Origin of the sequence: Streptomyces gobiensis (assembly GCF_021216675.1) — a bacterium.
Lineage (GTDB): Bacteria > Actinomycetota > Actinomycetes > Streptomycetales > Streptomycetaceae > Streptomyces > Streptomyces gobiensis.
Genome location: NZ_CP086120.1, coordinates 3,197,141 through 3,217,500, shown reverse-complemented (window position 1 = coordinate 3,217,500; position 20,360 = coordinate 3,197,141). Strand labels below are relative to the sequence as shown.

The 20,360-nt window shown below is 68.1% G+C and carries 24 protein-coding genes and 1 pseudogene (1 of these 25 cut by a window edge); 17 read left to right on the top strand and 8 right to left on the bottom strand.

Features of this window, described 5'->3' with window-relative positions; genetic code table 11:
• Positions 1–439, bottom strand: partial view of a methyltransferase domain-containing protein gene (locus test1122_RS15050; RefSeq protein ID WP_232269680.1) — the 5' portion only. 659 nt of this gene lie to the left of the window's left edge; the window shows 439 of its 1,098 coding nt (coding positions 1–439); the start codon lies at positions 437–439; its stop codon lies off the left edge, out of view.
• A gap of 256 nt (positions 440–695) precedes the next feature.
• Between test1122_RS15050 and test1122_RS15045 the strand changes: the two genes are divergently transcribed.
• Together test1122_RS15045 and test1122_RS15040 are read left to right on the top strand one after the other, a co-directional pair.
• Entirely contained in the window at positions 696–2,039 is a 1,344-nt protein-coding gene (locus test1122_RS15045) for an NsdA family TPR-like regulatory protein (protein ID WP_232269679.1), read from the top strand.
• A gap of 212 nt (positions 2,040–2,251) precedes the next feature.
• Positions 2,252–2,725, top strand: coding sequence for an NUDIX domain-containing protein (locus tag test1122_RS15040; RefSeq protein ID WP_232269678.1), 474 nt, complete (start codon positions 2,252–2,254; stop codon positions 2,723–2,725).
• 193 nt (positions 2,726–2,918) lie between these two features.
• Here the strand turns inward: test1122_RS15040 and test1122_RS15035 are convergent, their stop codons facing one another.
• Entirely contained in the window at positions 2,919–4,163 is a 1,245-nt protein-coding gene (locus tag test1122_RS15035; RefSeq protein WP_232269677.1) for a helix-turn-helix domain-containing protein, read from the bottom strand.
• A gap of 138 nt (positions 4,164–4,301) precedes the next feature.
• Between test1122_RS15035 and test1122_RS15030 the strand changes: the two genes are divergently transcribed.
• The 8 genes from test1122_RS15030 (at position 4,302) to test1122_RS14995 (ending at position 10,942) form a co-directional block, all read left to right on the top strand.
• The gene (locus test1122_RS15030) at positions 4,302–4,442 is read left to right on the top strand and encodes a hypothetical protein (protein WP_232269676.1); all 141 of its coding nucleotides are present in this window, start codon (positions 4,302–4,304) and stop codon (positions 4,440–4,442) included.
• A gap of 1 nt (position 4,443) precedes the next feature.
• The gene (locus test1122_RS15025) at positions 4,444–4,758 is read left to right on the top strand and encodes a 4a-hydroxytetrahydrobiopterin dehydratase (protein ID WP_232269675.1); all 315 of its coding nucleotides are present in this window, start codon (positions 4,444–4,446) and stop codon (positions 4,756–4,758) included.
• 127 nt (positions 4,759–4,885) lie between these two features.
• Positions 4,886–5,893: a DUF1259 domain-containing protein gene (locus test1122_RS15020; RefSeq protein ID WP_232269674.1), complete on the top strand. Its 1,008-nt coding sequence runs from the start codon at positions 4,886–4,888 to the stop codon at positions 5,891–5,893.
• 148 nt (positions 5,894–6,041) lie between these two features.
• The gene (locus tag test1122_RS15015) at positions 6,042–6,530 is read left to right on the top strand and encodes a hypothetical protein (protein WP_232269673.1); all 489 of its coding nucleotides are present in this window, start codon (positions 6,042–6,044) and stop codon (positions 6,528–6,530) included.
• Between the two features lie 108 nt (positions 6,531–6,638).
• A complete protein-coding gene (locus test1122_RS15010) occupies positions 6,639–7,025 on the top strand; it encodes a VOC family protein (RefSeq protein ID WP_232269672.1) in 387 nt (128 codons plus the stop codon).
• A gap of 198 nt (positions 7,026–7,223) precedes the next feature.
• Positions 7,224–8,138, top strand: coding sequence for a hypothetical protein (locus test1122_RS15005; RefSeq protein ID WP_232272088.1), 915 nt, complete (start codon positions 7,224–7,226; stop codon positions 8,136–8,138).
• A gap of 523 nt (positions 8,139–8,661) precedes the next feature.
• The gene (locus test1122_RS15000; protein ID WP_232269671.1) at positions 8,662–9,792 is read left to right on the top strand and encodes an aromatic acid exporter family protein; all 1,131 of its coding nucleotides are present in this window, start codon (positions 8,662–8,664) and stop codon (positions 9,790–9,792) included.
• Complete coding sequence (locus test1122_RS14995; RefSeq protein ID WP_232269670.1) at positions 9,767–10,942, top strand: PP2C family protein-serine/threonine phosphatase; 1,176 nt, start codon at positions 9,767–9,769, stop codon at positions 10,940–10,942. Before test1122_RS15000 ends, test1122_RS14995 begins: the two co-directional genes overlap by 26 nt.
• Here the strand turns inward: test1122_RS14995 and test1122_RS14990 are convergent.
• A complete protein-coding gene (locus tag test1122_RS14990; RefSeq protein ID WP_232269669.1) occupies positions 10,896–12,101 on the bottom strand; it encodes a PP2C family protein-serine/threonine phosphatase in 1,206 nt (401 codons plus the stop codon). The two genes, test1122_RS14995 and test1122_RS14990, sit on opposite strands and share 47 nt — an antisense overlap.
• Positions 12,102–12,224: 123 nt before the next feature.
• Entirely contained in the window at positions 12,225–13,034 is an 810-nt protein-coding gene (proC, locus tag test1122_RS14985; RefSeq protein ID WP_232269668.1) for a pyrroline-5-carboxylate reductase, read from the bottom strand.
• Between the two features lie 205 nt (positions 13,035–13,239).
• On the opposite strand from proC, the gene test1122_RS14980 reads away from it, so the two are divergent.
• Positions 13,240–13,467: a DUF2795 domain-containing protein gene (locus test1122_RS14980; protein ID WP_232269667.1), complete on the top strand. Its 228-nt coding sequence runs from the start codon at positions 13,240–13,242 to the stop codon at positions 13,465–13,467.
• 12 nt (positions 13,468–13,479) lie between these two features.
• Here the strand turns inward: test1122_RS14980 and test1122_RS14975 are convergent, their stop codons facing one another.
• Together test1122_RS14975 and test1122_RS14970 are read right to left on the bottom strand one after the other, a co-directional pair.
• Entirely contained in the window at positions 13,480–14,217 is a 738-nt protein-coding gene (locus test1122_RS14975) for an ABC transporter permease (protein ID WP_232269666.1), read from the bottom strand.
• Positions 14,214–14,960, bottom strand: a complete 747-nt coding sequence (locus test1122_RS14970) for an ABC transporter ATP-binding protein (protein WP_232269665.1) — start codon at positions 14,958–14,960, stop codon at positions 14,214–14,216. Before test1122_RS14970 ends, test1122_RS14975 begins: the two co-directional genes overlap by 4 nt.
• Positions 14,961–15,121: 161 nt before the next feature.
• On the opposite strand from test1122_RS14970, the gene test1122_RS14965 reads away from it, so the two are divergent.
• A complete protein-coding gene (locus test1122_RS14965; protein WP_232269664.1) occupies positions 15,122–15,421 on the top strand; it encodes a hypothetical protein in 300 nt (99 codons plus the stop codon).
• Positions 15,422–15,486: 65 nt separating this feature from the next.
• Here the strand turns inward: test1122_RS14965 and test1122_RS14960 are convergent, their stop codons facing one another.
• Complete coding sequence (locus tag test1122_RS14960; protein WP_232269663.1) at positions 15,487–16,002, bottom strand: hypothetical protein; 516 nt, start codon at positions 16,000–16,002, stop codon at positions 15,487–15,489.
• A gap of 19 nt (positions 16,003–16,021) precedes the next feature.
• Between test1122_RS14960 and test1122_RS26590 the strand changes: the two are divergent.
• From test1122_RS26590 to ygfZ, 3 genes and pseudogenes are all read left to right on the top strand, one after another.
• Positions 16,022–16,224: pseudogene (locus test1122_RS26590) on the top strand (ATP-binding cassette domain-containing protein); the annotation flags it as partial.
• Positions 16,225–16,476: 252 nt separating this feature from the next.
• Positions 16,477–16,917: a Fur family transcriptional regulator gene (locus tag test1122_RS14950; protein WP_232271916.1), complete on the top strand. Its 441-nt coding sequence runs from the start codon at positions 16,477–16,479 to the stop codon at positions 16,915–16,917.
• A 10-nt stretch (positions 16,918–16,927) separates the two neighbouring features.
• Positions 16,928–17,902 (top strand): CAF17-like 4Fe-4S cluster assembly/insertion protein YgfZ, encoded by a 975-nt coding sequence (gene ygfZ, locus test1122_RS14945; protein WP_232269662.1) that lies wholly within the window; start codon positions 16,928–16,930, stop codon positions 17,900–17,902.
• Positions 17,903–18,109: 207 nt separating this feature from the next.
• Here ygfZ and dtd read toward each other — a convergent pair whose 3' ends face one another.
• On the bottom strand, positions 18,110–18,535 hold the full coding sequence (dtd, locus tag test1122_RS14940) for a D-aminoacyl-tRNA deacylase (RefSeq protein WP_232269661.1): 426 nt from the start codon (positions 18,533–18,535) through the stop codon (positions 18,110–18,112).
• A gap of 158 nt (positions 18,536–18,693) precedes the next feature.
• Here dtd and test1122_RS14935 point away from each other — a divergent pair, with 158 nt between their 5' ends.
• Entirely contained in the window at positions 18,694–19,281 is a 588-nt protein-coding gene (locus tag test1122_RS14935; protein WP_232269660.1) for an RsiG family protein, read from the top strand.
• Positions 19,282–19,332: 51 nt separating this feature from the next.
• Complete coding sequence (locus tag test1122_RS14930; RefSeq protein WP_232269659.1) at positions 19,333–20,295, top strand: asparaginase; 963 nt, start codon at positions 19,333–19,335, stop codon at positions 20,293–20,295.
• Positions 20,296–20,360: the final 65 nt, after the last annotated feature.

Here is a 20,360-nt window from a genome sequence, read left to right as displayed (position 1 = left end):
GCGTGTATCCGGCCTTCTGGAGGTTCCGGCGTGCCTGGTGGTGTAGCTCGCTGTCGACCTCCACCGTGGTCACGTTGGCATCACCGAGCTGGTGGCACAGCCACGCGGCGTGATAGCCGGTGGCCGTACCGATCTCCAGCACACGATGACCTTCCTCCACCTCAAGCAGGCCCAGCATGTCCAGCATCAGCGACGGCTGCGAGGACGACGAGGTGGGAACTCCGGGCCCGCCCCCGTTGCCGTCGTCGACCTGAGTGACGACCGGGAGATCTCCGTAGACCGTGCGCAGCCACTTCTGCTCATCCGTGACACGGTCGATGTCCGGGCATTGGGCGGGAATGAACAGCGCCCGGTCCACAGCCCCTACTGTCTGCGCCCACTGCTTGGGCAGCGCCCGCTTGTTCTCCAGGATCTCCACCAGCCGATTCAGGTCGGTCATCGCGGAACCCTCTCTACTTAGGCGGAACGGGCTTGTTCCACTGGCCGTCGCTCTCCTTGGGCGACTGCTCCTTGTCACCCTCTTCGCCGCCCTTGCCATCTCCGTGCTTGCCCATGGCAGCCCTCCCTTCGTCTGGCTGAATCACCACACTTGGTGACCGGGTATGTGTGAAGAGCTAACCCCGTAATGGCTACGGCAGCTACCGTTGGCAACACGGGTGAACGTGAAAGCCATGAAAGTCGCCGGGAGTTACTGCATGGCCATGAATCCGCGCACATCGAACACCAGCCTGGGCTGCCTGCTTGACCAGGCGAAGTGGACTCGCACGCAGCTCGCCAATGCCGTGAACCGAGTCGGTGCGGAAGTCGGGCTGTCTCTGCGCTACGACCAGTCTGCGGTCTCCCACTGGCTTGCCGGGACGATGCCAAGAGCGCAGGTCAGGCCCCTTGTCTGCGAAGCGCTCTCCAGGCGTCTCAAGCGCCCGGTGACACACATCGAGGCCGGTCTTCCCAGGCCGCTGGGCTCGACAGGGCACAGCAACGGCGACGCTGTCGAGCAGCTCATCGACGTAGGACGGGCGGATATGGACCCGTCGCGTAGGGGCGTACTCTCAGCGGGCTTGTACTCAGCCGCCCTGACTGTTCCCCTCTTCTCCGATCTCGTAGGCCGCACGGAGGCCGCAGCGGCAGGCCGTGCCACCAGGATCGGACCAGGCGAGGTGGCCACGGTACGAACAATGACCGAGCGAGTCGCGGACATCCTGGATGAGCTGGGCGGCGGACACGCTCGACCGATGGCGGCAGCCTTCCTCGTCAATACGGTGGCCCCCTACCTGAAAGCATCCGCCTCTGAGACGGTCCGCAAGGACATGCTGTCGGCGGCCTCTGACCTGGTGTATCTGAGCGGTTGGATGGCCATGTACGAGCGGGAACACGGACTCGGGCAGAACTACTACCTCAAGGCACTGACGCTGGCAGGCGCGGCAGAGGATCACATCACCTACTGCCGCACGCTGCGCGGGATGAGCTTGCAGGCATCCAACCTCGGCTACGGCAAGAAGGCGTTGGACCTGGCGGATTCGGCAGCCGAAGCATCCCCGAAGGCCGGACCGCGCCTGCGAGCGTTCCTCGCCGGTCAGCAGGCTCATGCGGCGTCGATGACCGGGGACCGGAGCATGGCGTTCGCCAAGCTACGCGAGACGGAGACCGCGCTGTCAAAGGCGGATTCACGGCGGGAGGCGATCGGCGGATACGACGCCTCGGCCTACCAGTTCCACGTGGCACACGTGCTGTACGAGACCGGAGACCTCGCCGGGTCGATCAAGGCCATGCAGGATTCGCTCAGACTTCAGCCAAAGCAGGAGCGGCAGGGTCGTGTGCACTCCCACGCTGTCATGGCACAACGGCAGTTCGAACTCGGCCACCTGGACGCGGCGTGCGAGACATGGCACAAGTTCCTCGACGACTACGTGCTGCTGTCCACCGCGCGGGGGGATGAGCACTTCGACACCCTCCGACGCCGCATCCGCCCGTACCGCAAGACGCGAGCGGCACGCGAGCTCCAGGCACGAGCACGCGAAGTCGCGGCGCTGAAGGCCTGAATGGCGCACTCGTAGGAATCGAGAAGATCGGCCAGCAGCCTTGGGCGGACTCGGTAGGACTGAACGTGCTGGCGAAGGCTGAGGTGATCAATCCTGCCGTGTACCGCTGTGCTCCACTCATGCTGCCGAGTCCGTCATGCACGGTTCGTCACCCGCCACAGGGTGATTTGAAGGCCGCCCACCCTTTCGAATACTGGCAGTAGGGTCGCGGTATGCCCGAGACTCCGCAAGAAGAGCGCATGGCCCGGCCGCGCATGGCAGCCGGGGCACTTTTTTTCAACGACCAGGACCACGTCTTGCTAGTCCGTCCCTCCTACAAGCCACTGTGGGACATCCCCGGCGGATACATCGAGTCCGGTGAGTCCCCGATGGCCGCCTGTCGGCGGGAGGTTCAAGAAGAACTGGGCATCCATCCCACCCTCGGGGGTCTGCTAGTCGTGGACTGGACGCCAAGCCAGACGGTAGGCGACAAGATCCTCTACATCTTCGACGGCGGGCTGTTGCCCTCGTACGAGGCTGACTCAATCAAGCTCGCTTCGAACGAGTTGCTAGCCGCCGAGTTCCATCCCGTGGATTCCCTCAACAAGTTGCTGATCCCCCGGCTCGCTCGCCGCGTCAAGCGGGCCATCGCCGCACGGCAGCAAGCGCATCCGCAATACCTGGAGCGTGGGAAAGACCCCGCTTGACTGCCCGAACGAGGCGGCGGACGGCAGATGTCGTTGTCCCGGCCCGTCACGCCCCGCGCTGATCAGGAATCCACACTGAACCACCCGCAGCATGCCCCGGGGAGAGGGGCGCAGCATCGCTGTCGCTGCTCCTCGACCAGCACGTAGGGCCGGACCATACGAACGGTGTCGGGCACACTTTGTGCCCCCTCGTTCAGGCAGACAACATGCCGATCTTTACCGCCAGTTCCGAGGCCCGATGACGCAAGGCTGGCGTCTTGCTTTCCACTTCCTCGAGGACGATCCGCCTCGCATAGCCGTTGTAGCGGATCGTCTCCGGCGCTGCCTCGTGCGCCTTCTCCAGAGTCATCAACGCTGTCTCTGCCTGACCGTCCAGGTGATAGGCGCGGGCCGCCTCGATCCGGTGCCGGGCCCTGCGTGGGCGGGACGGGATCGCGGCCACGGCGGCTGTGGCTGCCTGCCGTACGGACTCGCCTGCGGCATGGAGCTCGACAGCGATGGTGACTGCGTGGGCGCCCATGATGGCTCGGGAGAAGGACGTGACGTGGTGGTAGTAGTCGGCTGGGAGCCGCTGGGCCATGGCGTGGGCGGTATCCCAGTAGCGCCAGGCGGTGCCGGTGTCACCCCGGCGGGCAGCGGTATACCCGGCCTCGAACTGGAGGGCTCCGGTGATAGCGAGTACGTGATCGGAGGCCTCGGGGAGCCTCGGCTTCAGAAAGCGCAGGGTCTCAATGCTCACTGCGTCAGCAGCGTCGAAGTGTCCGGGGCCGGAGTCGCGATGGGCCTGAGCCATCAGCCACGCCGAGACGCCGATTGTGTGCGGGTCCTCCGACTCCTGGGCGGCGACCAGACTGCGTTCGGCCACCCGCCACAGCAGGTTGCTGTCGGGCTGGTAGGCGATGAAGAACTGTGCCAGGGAGTAAACCTCGGCGAGGACGGCCTGAGCGGCTCGACGATCCGGGGCACGGTCTGCCTGTCGGACGGCGAGTTGCGCGTCGCGGATCAGCTCCGGCAACAGTTGGCCGATTACCTCCCGGTGGTTGGGTGCGGAGTGGCGGGCCGTCCAAGCGCGGGCCAAGCGGGCCCGTAGATGCTCAATGGGCGGCGCTTCCCGATCTCCACTGAGCGGGAAGGCATTGACTGCTGCCTGGACGTGTGGCAGTCGGGGGTGACCGGGTCCAGTGAAGAGGTCAGTCGGCACGGACTGATCGCCGGTCAAGTCGGACAGGTTGCGTACCCGCAGTGCTTCGGCGATACGCAGGATCATATGAAGCTTCGGTGTCTGGCGTCGGCCGCCCTCGACGGCCTTGACCCAGCTCGGAGACATCCCGAGAAGGCCAGCGAGGACGGTACGGCTCATGCCACGGCGGTTACGCAGAATCTGCATGCGCTGGCCGAAGGCGATGGGCTCCGGCTCCGGAGTAGCATCAGGTGACATGGCCTTGCCCCTCTCTGTGCAGCTCGACACTGTCAGGGTATGGGGCAGGGCTCTTCCTGTGAGGCGTACTTCAACTCGAGTTCCAGCCCGGACACCTTGATACGGCTTCCGCACTTATCAATCCCTTTCCAAGCTCGCGTGTACGCACCCGAGGACGTCATGCGTCACCTGGAGACGTACGGCACCGGCCGGGCGGAGGTGTACCGGGACACGTGGCACGATGCCTCGGTCGGCCAGGACCTGTCCGAGGTGCTGGCCTCCATGGCTGAGAGGGGATGACATGGCTGAGGCGCCGGTGCCACTTTCGGACACAGAGATTGAAGAGCGGCTACGGGAACTGCCGGGGTGGACACGGTCCGGGAACGAGATCACCCGGTCGTTCGGGATCCGCTACCACGGTGGCGTGGCGATGATCGTGCATGTTGCCGACGTCGAGCGGCTCATCGGTCACCATGCGGATATCGATCTTCGCTGGAGCATGGTGCGGTTCGGAATCACGACCCACGATGCCGGGCATAAGCTGACCAAAGCTGACTTCGATCTCGCTCAGCGAATCGACACGATCGCTGCGGCCCACGAGGCAAAGCCCCTCTGAATACCCAAGCGGCCAGCGGTAGGGGGCGTGGGCTGGTGGCGTGGGCTTTGCTGGATGCGCTAACGCGCCGTTCCGGGCGCGGTGGCATCGACCCCTACGCCACACCGCTTTAATGATAATTAGGGTTGTGAACGAGGACCGACAGCAGGGCACGCAGGCGGGGGCAACTACGGGGCGGCGGGGGCTGCTGGCCGCCGTCGCGCTGGCGCCGGTGCTGGCCGGGGCAGGGGCGGGGGCAACCGCCGCTCGGGCTGAGCCGTCCGGGGGTGTCAGAGCGGGCGGCCGGGGCGTGACCGATCCGGTTCCCACCACCATCGAGGACTGGAAAGGCGTCGCGGAGGCGCTGGGGCGGCGTGGTGATATGAGGCGGGGAGTCATCTACCACACCGCTTTCCCGCGCGGGGACCTGCATGTGGTCTGCCACGGCATCACCATCACACCGGCACTTGCGCTGAGTTCGCACGTGGCCTTTGTCCGCTACACCGACGGCAGCACCCTGCTGATGGGTGATCTGGTGGTCGCCGAGGACGAGTTGCAGCAGGTGAGCAGTGCCCTGCACGCGCACGGAATCGCGCAGACAGCGATCCACAAGCATCTGCTCGCCCAGGAGCCCGATGTCTGGTGGACCCACATCCACGCACACGGGCACGACCCGGTGGCCCTGGCGCGCGGCCTGCGCGCGGCGCTCGGCCGCACCGGCACCCCGCCTGCGGAACCGCCGACTTCGCCGCCGCCCGTCGATCTGGACACCGCCGGAATCGACGCCGCACTGGGCGTCAAAGGGTTTGAGGAGGACGGGATCTACAAATGCCTCTTCATCCGCCGCGAGACCATCATCGACGACCACCGGGCACTGCCCCCGGGGATGGGTTCGACCTCGGGCTTCATCTTCCGGCCTCTGGGTGGCGGCCGGGCCGCGGTTCACGGCGACTTCGCCATGGTCGCCGGTGAGGTCCAGGCCGTGCTGACGACGCTGCGGCGCGGTGGGATCAGTCTCGCCACACTCCACAGCCACCACCTGATGGAGGAACCTCGCCTGTTCTTCGTCCACGTATGGGCCGTGGACGACGCTGTCAGCATCGCCAGGGCCCTGCGCCCCGCGGTGACCGCCACCAACGTCACGCCGTCCGGCTGACGGCTGACGGCTGACGGCTGACGGCTGACGGCTGACGACGATCCGGAACTGTCTGATCCGGCCATGACAGGCCTGCGCTATTGTTCCGGCCCATCGTAGGGCGCCCCCGCACCCTGCGCGGGGGCTTCGCGAGTAGAAAGGGGACACGATGCGTATAGGGATAACCGGGCACCGCGGGCTGCCGGAGGAGGCCGGTGAGCTGGTCCACGCCGCCCTGCGGGCCGAGATGCGGAACTACCGTCCGGACGATCTCGTGGGCGTCTCCTGCATCGCAGACGGTCCTGATGCGTGGTTCGCCCAATCCGTGCTTGACCACGGCGGCCGTATCGAGGTCGTCGTGCCCTGCAACGGCTACCGCGACAGCCTGCCCGAGTGGCATCACGCCACCTATGACGAGCTGATGGAGCAAGCGGCCCAGGTTCATCACGCCGGGCTGGACGCATCAGATCCGCAGGCCCATATGGTCGGCGGCGAAATCCTGGTCGGCCTGATCGACCACCTGATCGCCGTATGGGACGGCGAGCCAGCACGCGGATACGGCGGCACCGCCGACGTTGTGGCGTACGCGCAGCGCACGGCTGTACCTGTACGGGTCGTCTGGCCGCAGGGCGTGACCCGGCTCGCGGTAAAAGGGTAGACAGCCGCCGAGGCCCCTTGCCTAGGATGCTGGTGCGGAATCAAACCCCGGTCACCGGCAGGGTGAGGGGCACGAGGTTCCGGCGATTTGCCCTGGAGGCAACGCAGAGTGTCAGTACAACTCAACCACGCGGTCGTCATGTCTGACGACAAGGAAGAGTCCGCAGAGTTTCTCGCCACCGTCCTGGGACTTGAATTCGGAGTCCCCTTCGGCTCGTTCCGCCCCGTCGTCGTCAACGACGACCTTCAGCTGGACTTCTACGACAGTCCGGAACCGGTCCAGCCCACGCACTACGCGTTTCTGGTGTCCGAGGACGAGTTCACCGAGATCTACTCCCGTATCCAGCAGGCGAGGATCCCCTACTACGCCGACCAGAACCTTCAGCAGCCCGGTGAGATCAACCGGCGCGATGGCGGGCGCGGCCTGTACTTCGAGGATCCGAGCAAGCACCTTATGGAGGTCCTCACTCGCCCGTACGGCAGCGGGGGCAGCTAGCCCGTATTCGGTACGGGACGCGCTATGACGGTGTACTTTGGGTGACGACCTGCTTCGCCTGTGTGACGAAGCGGCCCTTGGCAAGTGCTGACAACACCGCGCCAAGGGCCTACACCGACGAGTGGATAAGGCCCACTGACGATGTACTGCGATGTTAGCGCGCCTGCGCGTGCTCCCTTCCTCCAAACCCCTGAAGCGTTGATCGATGAGGTCGGGCTGTCCGATGCCGGGTTCCGGTTGTTGCAGGCGATGGTGAAGCTGCCGCCCCGGAACGGGCGGAACAGCGACGCGGTCGCCAGGGGGCTCCGGATGGGGAAGGAGAAGACCAACGCCGCCCGTAAGTCGCTGCGGGAGCATGGGCATTGGCATGCCCGGAAGCGGCAGAACCGGGAGGGGCAGATCCGGGATCAGCGGATGGCGTCGCTGGTGCCGTTGCGGACCGAGGCGGAGGTGGAGGACGGGTGGGCGGCGGCCGAGGAGGCCGCACGGCTGGGCAAGGACACGGACCAGTCGCGGAGGCTGGGAGTGCGGATTCTCAACTCGGCTCAGTGGCAGGCGAAACCGGCCGCCGGTTCGCCCGCTCCACGGCCCGCCCGGCGGCGGCCCCCGGAGGGGCACGAGACAGACGTAGACCAGACCCCCCTCCCTGTCCCCACGCCGGGGTTGTCGGCGTTGACGGGGCCGTTGGCCTCGTATGCCGAGCGAGCTGAGGGGGTGTTGATGCGGCTGCGGCGGACCACGCCGGAGCTGGTGCTGTCGGGTGATGACGCACGGGAGTTGGCGCAGATCGCCGGGCACTATCTGCTGCGGGGGGAGGGGCCGGAGACCATCCGGGCCGTGGTCGCGCAGGGGCTGCCGCCCGAAGGGGTGCGCTCGCCCAGAGGGTTTGTACGGCAGCGCTTGCTGCGGTATCTGCCGCCGCTGCCAGCCTGGGCGAAGCCGAACCTGCGGAAGGAGGTGCCGAAACCGGAGCCGAGGCCCGAGCCCGAGCCCGTGTCCGCCGCTCCACAGGACGTACCGTGTGCCCGGCCTGGCGAGCCGGGTGATCTCATCCGGCAAGGTCTGGGCTGGCGTGTTGCCTTTCAGGCGGTGGCCGTTGATGAAGGGGACTAGCCAGGTTCAACCATAATCGCTGGGTTAACTGGCGAGTTGGCGTTCTTGCGCTGAAGGTTTCAACTTTCCTCGTATATGCCAGGGGCATGAGGGAATTAAAGGGGTTACGGCGAAGCCACTTGCGTCAGGGAGGAATTCCATGCGTGCGCAAGGCAGGTACAGTTCAGCGCGGCACAAGCTCCGGGCCGCGCTGGTCGCTGCGGCGGCGTCAGCCCTCGGCCTGGGTCCCGCCCCATCGGCGCAGGCGACTCCCCAGCCGGAGATCAACCGGCTCTCCCAGGACGGACCCGTGGGCGCCTGGGTGCTGAGCAATATCAACGCCGACAAATGCGCTCAGGCAATGGCGGAGCCCGTACCACATGATTACCCATTTGGTCCGTTTTGAGATGTAGAGACCACTTTGGTACACATGGACAGCGGGGCTGGCGCAGCATGAATCCCTTACCCGAGTCCGGACCTCATCGGCCCGGGCTTCCGCATGCCCACGCGCCCATGCCCAAGCGACGATGGAGGTGGAGGCGGCGTGCAGGAACGCCACATACCCGCGGTCTTCGGAGGCCCCCGGGTCACTGACGCACTCCGGGCCTGGGCCGCCCGGGCCAGCGTTTCCCCGTGGGCAGGCCGACTGGTGGTGGCGACCCGGGCGAGCGTGGCCGCGGCGCTGGCGTGGCAGCTGTGCCGGGTGGTGCTGAACCAGTCGCACCCCTATCCGGCGGCCCTCGCCGCGCTCCTGGTCGTGCACCCGACCGTCTTCCGGTCTCTCCGGGCAGGCGCCGCGTACGCGGCGGGGTGTGCCCTGGGCGCCCTGGTCGCGCTGCCCGCCACGATCGCCATCGGGCCGACATGGCTGGGGCTGGCCGTCGTCGTGCTGCTGTCCGTGCTCGTGGGGAGCCATGAACGGCTGGGGCACTTTGGTACGCACGCGCCGATTACGGCGCTGTTCGTGCTGCTGCTGGACCGCAGCCACCTCACGGCGGAGCTTGTCCCGCATCTTGTGGCGATCGCCGTCGGGGTGGCCGTGGGGGTCGTTTTCAACGCCACGCTCGTACCGCCGCTGCGGCTGCGGCCCGCGGAGGCCGGGCTGGAGCGGGCGCGTGGCGAGCTGACCACCGCCCTGGACGGGCTGGCCAGGGCGGTGGCCGACGGCCAGCGCCCCGATGAGGTCCTGGGACCTCGGTGGCGGGATGCGATGACGGCCGCGCTGCAGGAGGCGCGCGGCTCGTTGGACCAGGCACATGAAAGCCTCCGATGGAACTTCCGGGCAGGCGCGCGCCGTACGGTCTGGCATCTGGACCAGGGCATCCTGGCCACCCTGGAGCGGGTGGCGGCCGACGTGACCGCGCTCGCCCGCTCCCTGGAGCGGGCCGCCTCGGCGCCGGACGGACACGGACTCGATGAGTCGTTCCGCGCCGATTACGCCCGCCTGCTGAAGAGCACCGCACTCTGTGTGCGCGAATGCGGGGGCGGCCGCCCGCACCCCGCCCTGCCGGCCACCCGGCGCATGCTGGAGCGGCTGGCCGAGCCCGTACCCGAAGGCGAGATGTGGGCGGTCAAGGGCCGTCTGCTGATGTTCCTCGAACGCACGCTGTACGACCTCGCCGGTCAAGGTCCTGCAAGGGAGGAGAACCATGCCCAAGTGGGCAGCGGCTACTGACCCCTTTCCGGCACTCGGCGCCCGAAGGCTGAGCGTGCTGCTCCCCTTTGTGCTCCTGGCCGTGGTGACCCTGGTGAACGCGGCCACCCCGGCATGGCTGCGGTTCGACCCGGTGATGGCGGCGGTACCGGTACTGGCGGCGGCCATCACCACCGTGCGGACCACCGCGGGCATCGCCGCGCTCACCATCGGGCTCACCGTCGCGGTGGATCTCGCGCAGAACGTGTGGGGCGAGGTGCAGTCCACGGTGACGCTCGTGGCGATCGTCGCCGTGTCGCTGGCCAGTCTGCTGGGGGGCTGGATACGGGAAGCCCGGGAACGGGAGCTTCGGCAGGCCCGTACGGTGGCCGAAGCGGCGCAGCGGGCCCTGTTGCGTCCGCTGCCCGGGCGCATCGACGAGGTGGAGCTGCGCAGCACCTACCTGGCGGCGGAGGCCGAAGCGCGGATCGGCGGTGACTTCTACGAGGTACTGCACACCCCGTTCGGCGTACGGGTGCTCATCGGCGATATACGGGGCAAGGGGCTGCCCGCGGTGAGCGCCTCAGCGGCGCTCCTGGGCTCCTTCCGCGAGGCGGCGTACCAGGAAGAGTCCCTGGCCCAGGTGGCCCGGCGGCTTGAGGAGACCGTGCAGCGGCAGATTCAGGCCCTGCACGACGAGGAGTTCACCGAACGGTTCGCCACCGCGCTGCTGGTGGAGATCCCCGCCGGGCCGATAGCCCGCGTGGTGCACTGCGGACACCCCGAACCGCTCACGGTCCGGGCCGGACACGTCAGCGCCTGCGCCCCCGAGAAGCCGGGCGCCCCCATCGGCCTGGGCGATCTCGTCGGCGCCGATCCCGTTGCCGAAACCATCCCGTTCGGCAGCGGAGACCGCCTGCTCCTCTACACCGACGGCGTCATCGAAACCCGCGCTCCGTCGGGCACCTTCTATCCGCTGACCGCCCGCCTGCGCGAACGGAGCGAGGAGCCGCTGGACGACCTTCTGGCGGGTCTGCGCACGGACCTGCTGCGCCACGCACACGGAGACCTCAACGACGACGCCGCGCTGGTGGCCATCGAACGGGCGGCTCCGGCTGCGGGTACGGCTACAGGTACGGGTACGGCTACGGGTACGGCTCGGGCTCCTGGGGGCACCATTCGAACATCATGATGGTGGCGTCGTCGTGGAGCTGGCCCTCCTGGTGATGGAGGATGTCGTGGATGAGGCGCCGCAGGGCTTCTGGGGCGGGCTCGCCCGCGGCGGTGGCGCGGATGATGAAATCGGCGAAGCGTTCCAGGCCGAAGAGGCCGCCGTCCGGGGCACGGGCTTCGATGACGCCGTCGGTGTAGAACAGGACGCGGTCGCCGGGGTGCAGGGTGATCTCGTGGATCGTGCGCTCGTGTTCGCCGAGTCCGGCCAGCACGCCCAGGGGAGGCTCCGGGGACCGTTCCAGCGCGTCCGGAAGCAGGCGCTGGTCGCGTACGAGCATCGGTGGCGGGTGACCGCAGTTGGCCCAGCGCAGGCGGCCGTTCGCCAGCTCGAGCTGGGCGAAGATGCCGGTGCAGAACCGCTCGGGGAACCACCTCGCCAGGGCGTCGTCGACGCCGGTGACCAGATCGGCCAGTTCGGCATTGTCGCGGCGGGAGCTGCGGGAGCCTGCCAGAGCCAGCGAGGAGACCAGGCCGGAGGCCACATCGTGCCCCATGGCGTCGACGATGGTGGTGTGCAGGGACCCGTTGATCAGTGAGTGGTCGAAGGCGTCACCGCCGAGGCTGTAGGCGGGTTCGAGGACGGCGGTGGAGATGACCTGGTCGGTGCCGAGCGTGCGCGGCGGCAGAAACGCGCGCACCAGCTCGGCGGAGAGCCGCATCGGCTGGGTACGGGTCTTGCGGGCGTAAGTGTCGCTGTAGGCCCTCTTCGAGGTGATGACGACGGCCAGCAGATGCGCCAGTACGCGGCAGCGCCGCAGCGTCGGCGCGTCGATCATGACGCCGTGGACTCCGAGAACGCCAAGCCGCTCGGAGCCATCGACCAGGGGCAGCCACAGGGACAGCTCGTCGCCGTCTTCACCGACCCGCAGCCTCTGGGTGCGGTAGCAGGAACCGGCCAGCGACCCGTCGACCGGCAGCGGTGGCCCCTCCGCCAGGGGGTGCAGCAGATTCTGCTGCAGATCAACGAGGTGGATCCCGGCCCTTTTCATACCGAAGGAGGCGGCATAGCGATCCACAAGAGCCGGGATGTCCATCGGTGAGGCCCGATGGGCGGCCTCCAGGAACTGGCTCGGCAGGCCTTCACCGAAGTCAGCTGGCACACTTCCTGAATTTGCCATAGTGATCACCTTGGGCCAGTTTCTCATGGGGCCGCAGGGTGCTCGACTCGTCAGGCTCGGCAGGCTCCTCAGGCTCGTCGGGCTCGTCGGGCTCGTCAGGTGGAAGCAAGCCCCGGCGATGGCTCAGCCGTCGCCGGAGGCCAGTTCGCGGCTGCGGTCACGGGCGGCTTCCAGGGCAGCGATGAGGGCGGCGCGGACGCCGTGGTTCTCCAGCTCGCGGATGGCGTTGATGGTGGTGCCCGCCGGGGAGGTGACGTTCTCGCGGAGCTTGACCGGGTGTTCTCCGCTGTCGCGGAGCATCACCGAGGCGCCGATGGCGGCCTGGACGATGAGGTCGTGGGCCTTGTCACGGGGCAGGCCCAGCAGGATGCCCGCGTCGGTCATGGCTTCGACCAGGAAGTAGAAGTAGGCCGGTCCCGAGCCGGAGAGGGCGGTGGCGGCGTCCTGCTGGGACTCGGGGACACGGAGGGTCTTGCCGACGCCGTTGAAGATCTCCTCGGCGTGGATGAGGTCGTCCTCCGAGGCGTGGCTGCCCGCCGAGATGACGGACATGGCCTGGTCGACCAGTGCCGGGGTGTTCGTCATGACGCGGATGACAGGGGTGCCCGGGGCGAGCCGTTCCTCGAAATAGGTGGTGGGGATGCCCGCCGCGCCGCTGATGACCAGGCGCTCGGCGGGGGTGTGCGGGGCCAGCTCGTCGAGGAGGGCGGCCATGTCCTGCGGTTTGACGGTGAGGATCAGGGTGTCGGCGGTCTTGGCGGCCTCGGCGTTGGTGACAGCCTCAACCCCGTAGCGGGTACGGAGCTCCTGGGCGCGCTCCGGGCGGCGGGCGGTGACCAGGAGGTTGCCGGGGGCCCAGCCAGCGCGGATCATTCCGCTGAGCAGGGCCTCGCCGATCTTTCCGGTGCCGAGCACGGCGACTTTCTGGGTCATGGCTCCATCCTCGCAGGGCTGGGCGGGGCGGCGGCACGCTGTCCGCGTCGTGGTACGGGCCCGGCGGTACGGCCACGGCGGTACGGCCCCGGCTGGCTTCAGGCGTTTGGCGTAGCGGCCGGGGTGTGCCCGGGCGGAGACCTTCTGGGGGCATTAGCGTCGGCCGGGAAGGTGGTCCGTATCTCCGGCAAGGGAGCTGGTGGCTGTGTCTTCCTCCGTCAAGTTCGGCGCTCTCGCGGTGGAGTTCATCGAGAGGTTCTTCCGGGGGCTGACCTGGCCTGCTACCAAAGAACAGGTCCTTGACCAGGCCAGGAGCAATGGGATGCGGGACGCCCAGCTGAAGCGGCTGGGCGGCAGACTCAGGGACGGCAAGAAGTACCAGGACGGCCATGAGGTGCTCAGCGATATCTCGGCGCCGGTCGCCCGGAAGTAGCGTCCGGAAGGTTCAGGGCGTACGGCGGCGCAGGGTGGCGGCGCCGAGGCCCAGGACCAGCAGGGCGCAGCCCGCGACGATGATGATGTCGCGGATGTAGTCGCCGGTAATGATGGTGTGGGCCAGGACCTCCCGCATGCCGTCGACCGCGTAGGACATGGGCAGGACATTGGATACGTACTCCAGGACGGGCTGCATGGAGTCGCGGGGCGCGAAGAGGCCGCACAGCAGGATCTGCGGGAAGATCACGGCGGGCATGAACTGGACGGCCTGGAACTCGGATCCGGCGAAGGCTGAGACAAAGAGGCCGAGGGCCGTGCCGAGCAGGGCGTCGAGCAGGGCGATCAGGAGCAGCAGCCAGGCGGAGCCCGCGAAGTTCAGCTCGAGGAACCAGATCGCGACGGCGGTGGCCAGGGACGCCTGGAGGGTGGCCAGCAAGCCGAAGGCCAGGGCGTAGCCCAGGATCAGATCCGCCTTGCCCAGCGGCATGGAGAGCAGGCGTTCCAGGGTGCCCGAGGTGCGCTCGCGGAGGGTGGCGATGGAGGTGACCAGGAACATCGTCACCAGCGGGAAGATCCCGAGCAGGGCGGCGCCGATGGAGTCGAAGGCCTGCCGGTTCGCGTCGAAGACGTAGTAGAGGAGGACGAGGAGGAGGACGGGCATCAGGAGCAGGAGCGCGATGGTGCGGCGGTCGTGGCTGAGCTGGCGCAGCACACGGCGGGCGGTGGCCAGGATGCGGCGGACACTCACTGGGTGACCTCCTCTTCGACCAGGTGGAGGAAGGCGTCCTCGATGGTTTCGGTGCGGGTGCGGGTGCGCAGGGCTTCGGGGGTGTCATCGGCGAGGAGTCGGCCTGTGCGCATCAGCAGCAGGCGCTGGCAGCGGTCGGCCTCGTCCATGACATGGGAGGAGATGAGGAGGGTGGTGCCGCGCTCGTCGGCCAGGCGGTGGAAGAGGTTCCAGAGGTCGCGGCGCAGTACGGGGTCGAGGCCGACGGTGGGTTCGTCGAGGACGAGCAGCTCGGGGGTGCCGAGCAGGGCGACGGCGAGGGAGACCCGGGAGAGCTGACCGCCGGAGAGGTTTCCGGCGAGGAGGTCGGCGTGCGAGGTGAGGTCTACGTCGGTGAGGGCCTGTTCGACCTGTTGTTGGCGTTTGCGGCGGGGGATGCCCAGGACGGCCGCGTAGTAGTCGAGGTTCTGGCGGGCGGTGAGGTCGGTGTAGACCGAGGGTTCCTGGGTGACGTAGCCGACGAGCGCGCGGAGCGGGGCTGATCCGGCGGGGCGGCCGAGGACATCGAGGGTGCCGGTGACCCTGGCCTGGGTGCCCACGATGGCGCGCATGAGGGTGGACTTCCCGCAGCCGGACGGGCCGAGGAGTCCGGTCACCGTGGCGGGTTGGACATCGAAGGCGAGAGCGTCGATCACGGTACGGCCACCGCGGACGACCGTCAGATCGCGGGCGTGAATGGCCGCGACGCCCGTTGAATTCATCATGTGGTGAATAATGCTCCCGGTTCAGGAGGCAGGTCAAGGGCGCCCCTGCGCGCGCTGGTAGTACTACCGCGCGCCGGTCACATAAAGAGCATGAGCGATCGCGCTGGGTAGTCATGGTGGCGGCCCAAGAGCCACCGATCTTCGAAGGGAGAACCGCCCTCGTGAAACGACGCTTGTTCAGTGTTCTCGGCGCGATAGCCGCCGCCGTCCTGCTGACGGTCGCCGTCCCCACCTCCGCCTACGCCGCCGATGGCAAGATCCTTGTCGACGGCCAGGAGTACGAGAACCCATCGGGCTGTTACAACGTAGGCCTCCCAGCTCCCCACCACGGATACATCAACGACACCGACCGGGGGCTCTCGGTGTTTCTCCTCCCCGACTGCGAAGGAACGGTGCTGACCGGGGTGGTCCCGCCAGGGCAAAGGGAGGAGCTCCTCGGAGCCAGCTTCCGCATCCCCTGACCGCGCCGTCCAGCCGATGACCGAGGGGCGGGGGCCAGCGTGCTGGTCCCCGCCCTTCGGCGCGGTCACCGCTTGCGCTTGCTGCCCTTCGCCCTCCGCTTGGCGGCCGGGTTGCCCGTACGGGCGGTACGGCGGCGCTCGTACTGCTCGACCGCCTGCTCGTACTCGACCCGGTGCAGCTTCTCGCCGGGCGCCTCGATGAGGCTGCGGAAGCCGTAGGCGAGCAGTACGCCGATAAAGCCGATGAGCCGGATGCTGTGCATCGACTTCTCGGCGGCCGCGTCCCGCGTACCGTCCGGGCGCCGGACGTAGCCGCTCCACGTGCGGGAGAACGCGAGCGAGCTGCAGGCGGCGAAGGCGACGACGACCAGCAGGTCCAGCAGACGGCCGACCTCCGCGATCGCCAGGCCCTGCCAGGCCAGGCGCAGCACGAAGGCCCCTGCGGCGGCCGCCGCGAAGGCGCCGAGGGTGAGCCCCGCCCGGCGCAGGGCGTAGCCGCGGGAGCGGTCGAGCCAGGTGGTGCCGTAGAACCGGATGGGTTCCGGCCGGGGGGCGGTTGTCTGCGGCGCTGCGTCGCTCATGCTGCCGATTATCGCGGCCGCGCTGGCCCCGGTCGGCGCGGGGCACCTCGGCGACCGTAGCTTCCTCACGCTCTCCCGCGGTGAGAAGCAGCGTGTGCTGATCGCCCGCGCACTCGCCCAGCAGCCGAGGGTGCTTGTCCTGGACGAGCCGATCAACCCCGGGATATAGCTCAGCAGTTGGGGGCGCTGACGCTCGTCCGGGGCGTGGCCATGTTCGCCCTTGGACTCGCCGACCATATGGCGGGCTATGTGATGTCCGATGACAGGGGCGACCTGGACTGCGTGCCCTGGAAGGACGGCTACGACAAGACCACGTGGCTGTCCAAGCGAGACACCACCCACGCTTCCAGTAACCGGGGCTCACGCCCCGGGCCCCGGGGTTGGCCGGTGCGGGCCGGTGGCCGGATGGGCTCGGGGGACTTCCTCCCACAGGCGGAGCCGTCGAGAGCGAGAAAAGGCTCATACACTGAGGGCGTGGTGAGCACTGACTGGCAGAGTGATCTACGCAGGCGTGGGTACCGGCTGACCCCGCAGCGGCAGCTCGTGCTGGAGGCCGTGGACAAGCTGGAGCACTCCACCCCGGACGACATCCTCGCCGAAGTCAGGCGCACCGCGGGCGGAGTCAACATCTCCACGGTCTACCGCACGCTGGAGCTGCTGGAGGAGTTGGGCCTGGTCAGCCATGCCCATCTCGGGCATGGGGCGCCCACGTACCACCTCGCGGACCGGCATCACCATATGCATCTGGTGTGCCGGGACTGTACGACGGTGATCGAGGCTGATGTCTCGCTGGCGGCGGGCTTCACCGACCGGCTCCGTGAGACCTTCGGCTTCGATACCGATATGAAGCACTTCGCGATCTTTGGCCGCTGCCAGCACTGCACAGCTGAGCGGAGCGAAGACCAGGAGCCGTAGGCTTTGGACCATGAAGTCCTACCCGAGCCCCCTGCTGTCGCTGCCCGGCGCCGTGCCCTCCGAGGGGCCGGACGAAGGAGTCGCCGCGCACTACGGTGATCTGTTCCGTGAGCAGCGTGCCCTCGCCGACGGCAACGGCTTTGTGGACCTCTCACACCGCGGTGTCGTGTCCGTCAGCGGTGCTGACCGGCTGAGCTGGCTGCATCTGCTGCTCACCCAGCATGTCAGCGAGCTGCCGCCGCGGCAGGCCACTGAGGCGCTGATCCTCTCCGCCCATGGCCATATCGAGCATGCGCTCTATCTGGTCGACGACGGGGAGACCGTCTGGGCGCATACGGAGCCCGGCACCCAGACGGATTTGATCGCGTATCTGGAGAGCATGAAGTTCTTCTACCAGGTGGAGGTCGCTGACCGTACGGATGACTTCGCGGTGGTGTATCTGCCGGCGGGCTCTATCGCCGAGACCCCGGCCGGGGTCGTCGCCCGGGAGACCGCGTATGGGCGTGATCTCTTTCTGCCCCGCGCCAGTCTGCGTGACTTCGCCGAGAAGCAGGGTCCGGCCATCGGGGTGCTGGCGTATGAGGCGTTCCGGGTGGAGGCGCACCGTCCCCGGCTGGGGATGGAGACGGACCACCGCACCATCCCCCATGAGCTGGGCTGGATTGACACCGCGGTGCACTTGGAGAAGGGCTGTTACCGGGGTCAGGAGACGGTGGCCCGGGTCCACAACCTGGGGAAGCCGCCGCGTCGACTGGTCTTTCTGCACCTGGACGGCAGTGAGGTGCGGATCCCCGCCCATGGCGATCCGGTACGGCTGGCCGCCGATGGGCCGGACAGCCGTCAGCTTGGCTTTGTCACTACCTCAGCCCGCCACCATGAGCTGGGCCCGATCGCCCTCGCCCTGGTGAAGCGGAATGTTCCGGCCGACGCCCCGCTGCTGGCGGGCGATACGGCCGCCGCTCAGGAAGTCATTGTCGAGCCGTAAACGACCAGTTACGCGGCGTCGGTCAGCGTGTCCGTGAGTCTGCGGCGGGCGGCCCGCGCGGCGGGGAGTACGGGCGGTGGTCGTCTTCTTCGTCTTCCAGCGGCACTTTGTCCGGGGGGTGATGGCGGGTTCGGTCAAGTGACGGCTGTTGCATAACCGTTCGCGCCGTTCACGCTGTTTATGCTGAATTTACGCCGATCAGACCGCTTACACCTCCAGCAGGATGGTGAAGGGCCCGTCATTCAACAGCGACACCTTCATATCGGCCCCGAAGCGTCCCTCGGCGACCTCTACGCCCAGCGCCCTTAGCTGGGCGCAGACTTCATCCACCAGCGGTTCGGCGACCGAACCGGGCGCGGCGGCGTTCCAAGTGGGTCGACGACCCTTGCGGGCGTCACCGTATAGAGTGAATTGACTGATGACCAGAAGTGGCGCGCCCAGATCCGAACAAGATTTCTCTCCCCCCAGAATCCTTACGGACCACAGCTTGCGGGCGAGCTGCGCGGCCTTCTCCTTCGTATCGTCATGCGTCACCCCGACGAGTGCACACAGGCCCTCGCCGACGATCTCTCCGATAGTCTCACCGTCCACAACGACGCTTGCGCCGTTCACCCTCTGAACTACTGCTCGCATGTCTCCATGATGCGCCGGATGGGTGCCAGGGCGCTGCGCGCGGTAACCACACAGTGGCACGATGCGTGATGTGACGCGCGTTCACAGCAAAAAGGGCAAAGCTGTCAAAGCAGCAACGGAAGCTGTGAATACGACAAAGGGGACGAGGGGACAGATTTATGAGCACAACCGGAGCCGAGCGCACGCCCGGCACCGTGCCGATGGCCCGGGCCGCCGCCGCCTCGCTGATCCAGGCCCGGCCGCCGGAGCAGCGCGACGCCCGCTCCGCGCTGGGGAAGCTCTCCGATCTGCGTCTCCCCGCCCTCCGCGAGCTACGCCGCTCCGCACGGCGGGAGGAGGCCGACCTCAGCTATCTCAGGCGGCTCCTCCAGGGCCGTATCGACATTCTGCGGGCCGAGCTGACCCGGCGGACCAGCCCCGAGGCCTCGGTCTTCGACCGGCTGCCGGAGATCCTCGCGGACAGCCCCAGCCAGCACCGCTCCTCCGCCCGTCATGTGACGCTGGGCACTCCCTACAGCGAGGAGAACCAGCGGCTGGCCGAGTCGATGCTCGCTGAGGTGGAGCTGTCGGACCTCACCGCCCGTACCGACGATGAGCTGCACCAGGGGCTGCGCCGGCTCGTGGACTACGAACGCCAGGTCTCCCAGCGCCGCCAGTCGCTCCAGCGCACGGCGGACGATTGCAGTGCCGAGATCGCCCGCAGGTACCGTGAGGGAGAAGCGCAAATCGACGACCTGCTCTCCTGAGGCGATCCCTGAGGTGCCGGAGTCGTCCCAGCACCGTAGGGAAGGCCGCCGATGCCGTCGTCCATAGCCTCCGCCACAGCTCCGGTCCTCGCCGAGGTCGTACGCTCCGGCTTCGTCGAGGGCCGCCACCGAGGCTCCCTCGTCGCGCTGGCCGCGGACGGCAGCGTCGACTGGTCGCTGGGCGATGTCTCATCCCCGGTCTACCCGCGCTCCTCGAACAAGCCGATGCAGGCGGCCGCCGTCCTCCGCGCGGGTCTTGAGCTGACCGGCGAGCGGCTGGCCATGGCCGCCGCGAGCCACTCGGGGGAGCCGTTCCACCGGGACCTCGCACAGAAGATGCTCACCGAGTACGGCCTGTCCGAGGACGCGCTCCAGTGCCCGCCCGACCTCCCGCTCGACCGGGCCGAAGCGGAGATCTACCTCGCCGCGGGCCACCCCCGGACCCGGCTCACCATGAACTGCTCCGGCAAGCACGCGGCGATGCTGGCCGCCTGCGCCCACAACGGCTGGCCGGCACAGACGTATCTGGACCCCGGCCACCCTCTGCAGCGTCTGATCGCCGAGACGGTCGAGTCGGCTTCCGGCGAGCGGATCGCGCACACCGGCACCGACGGCTGCGGCGCTCCGCTGCTGGCCATCTCCCTCACCGGGCTGGCCCGCGCCTTCCGGACCTTCGTCATCTCGGCCCCGGGAACCCCCGAGCGCCAGGTGGCGGACGCGATGCGCGCCCACCCCGAATACGTCGCGGGCACCCGCCGCCATGACACCTGGCTGATGCGCGAGCTCCCCGGCACCCTCGCCAAGATGGGCGCCGAGGCGGTGCAGGCGGTCGCCCTCCCGGACGGCCGCGCCCTCGCCTTCAAACTCGACGACGGCGGCACCCGCGCCCTGGGCCCCGTACTCGCCCACGCCTTGGCCCAGATGGGCGTGACCTCCCCGGCCCTGCCCCGCATAGCCCACGCCCCCCTGCTGGGCGGCCCCCACCCAGTAGGCACCATCCGCGCTGCCTTCTAGCACCCCGGTCAGGGGCGGGCCAGGGGAAGCCCACCCCCCGCCCCCAAAAACCCCGTGCAACACCC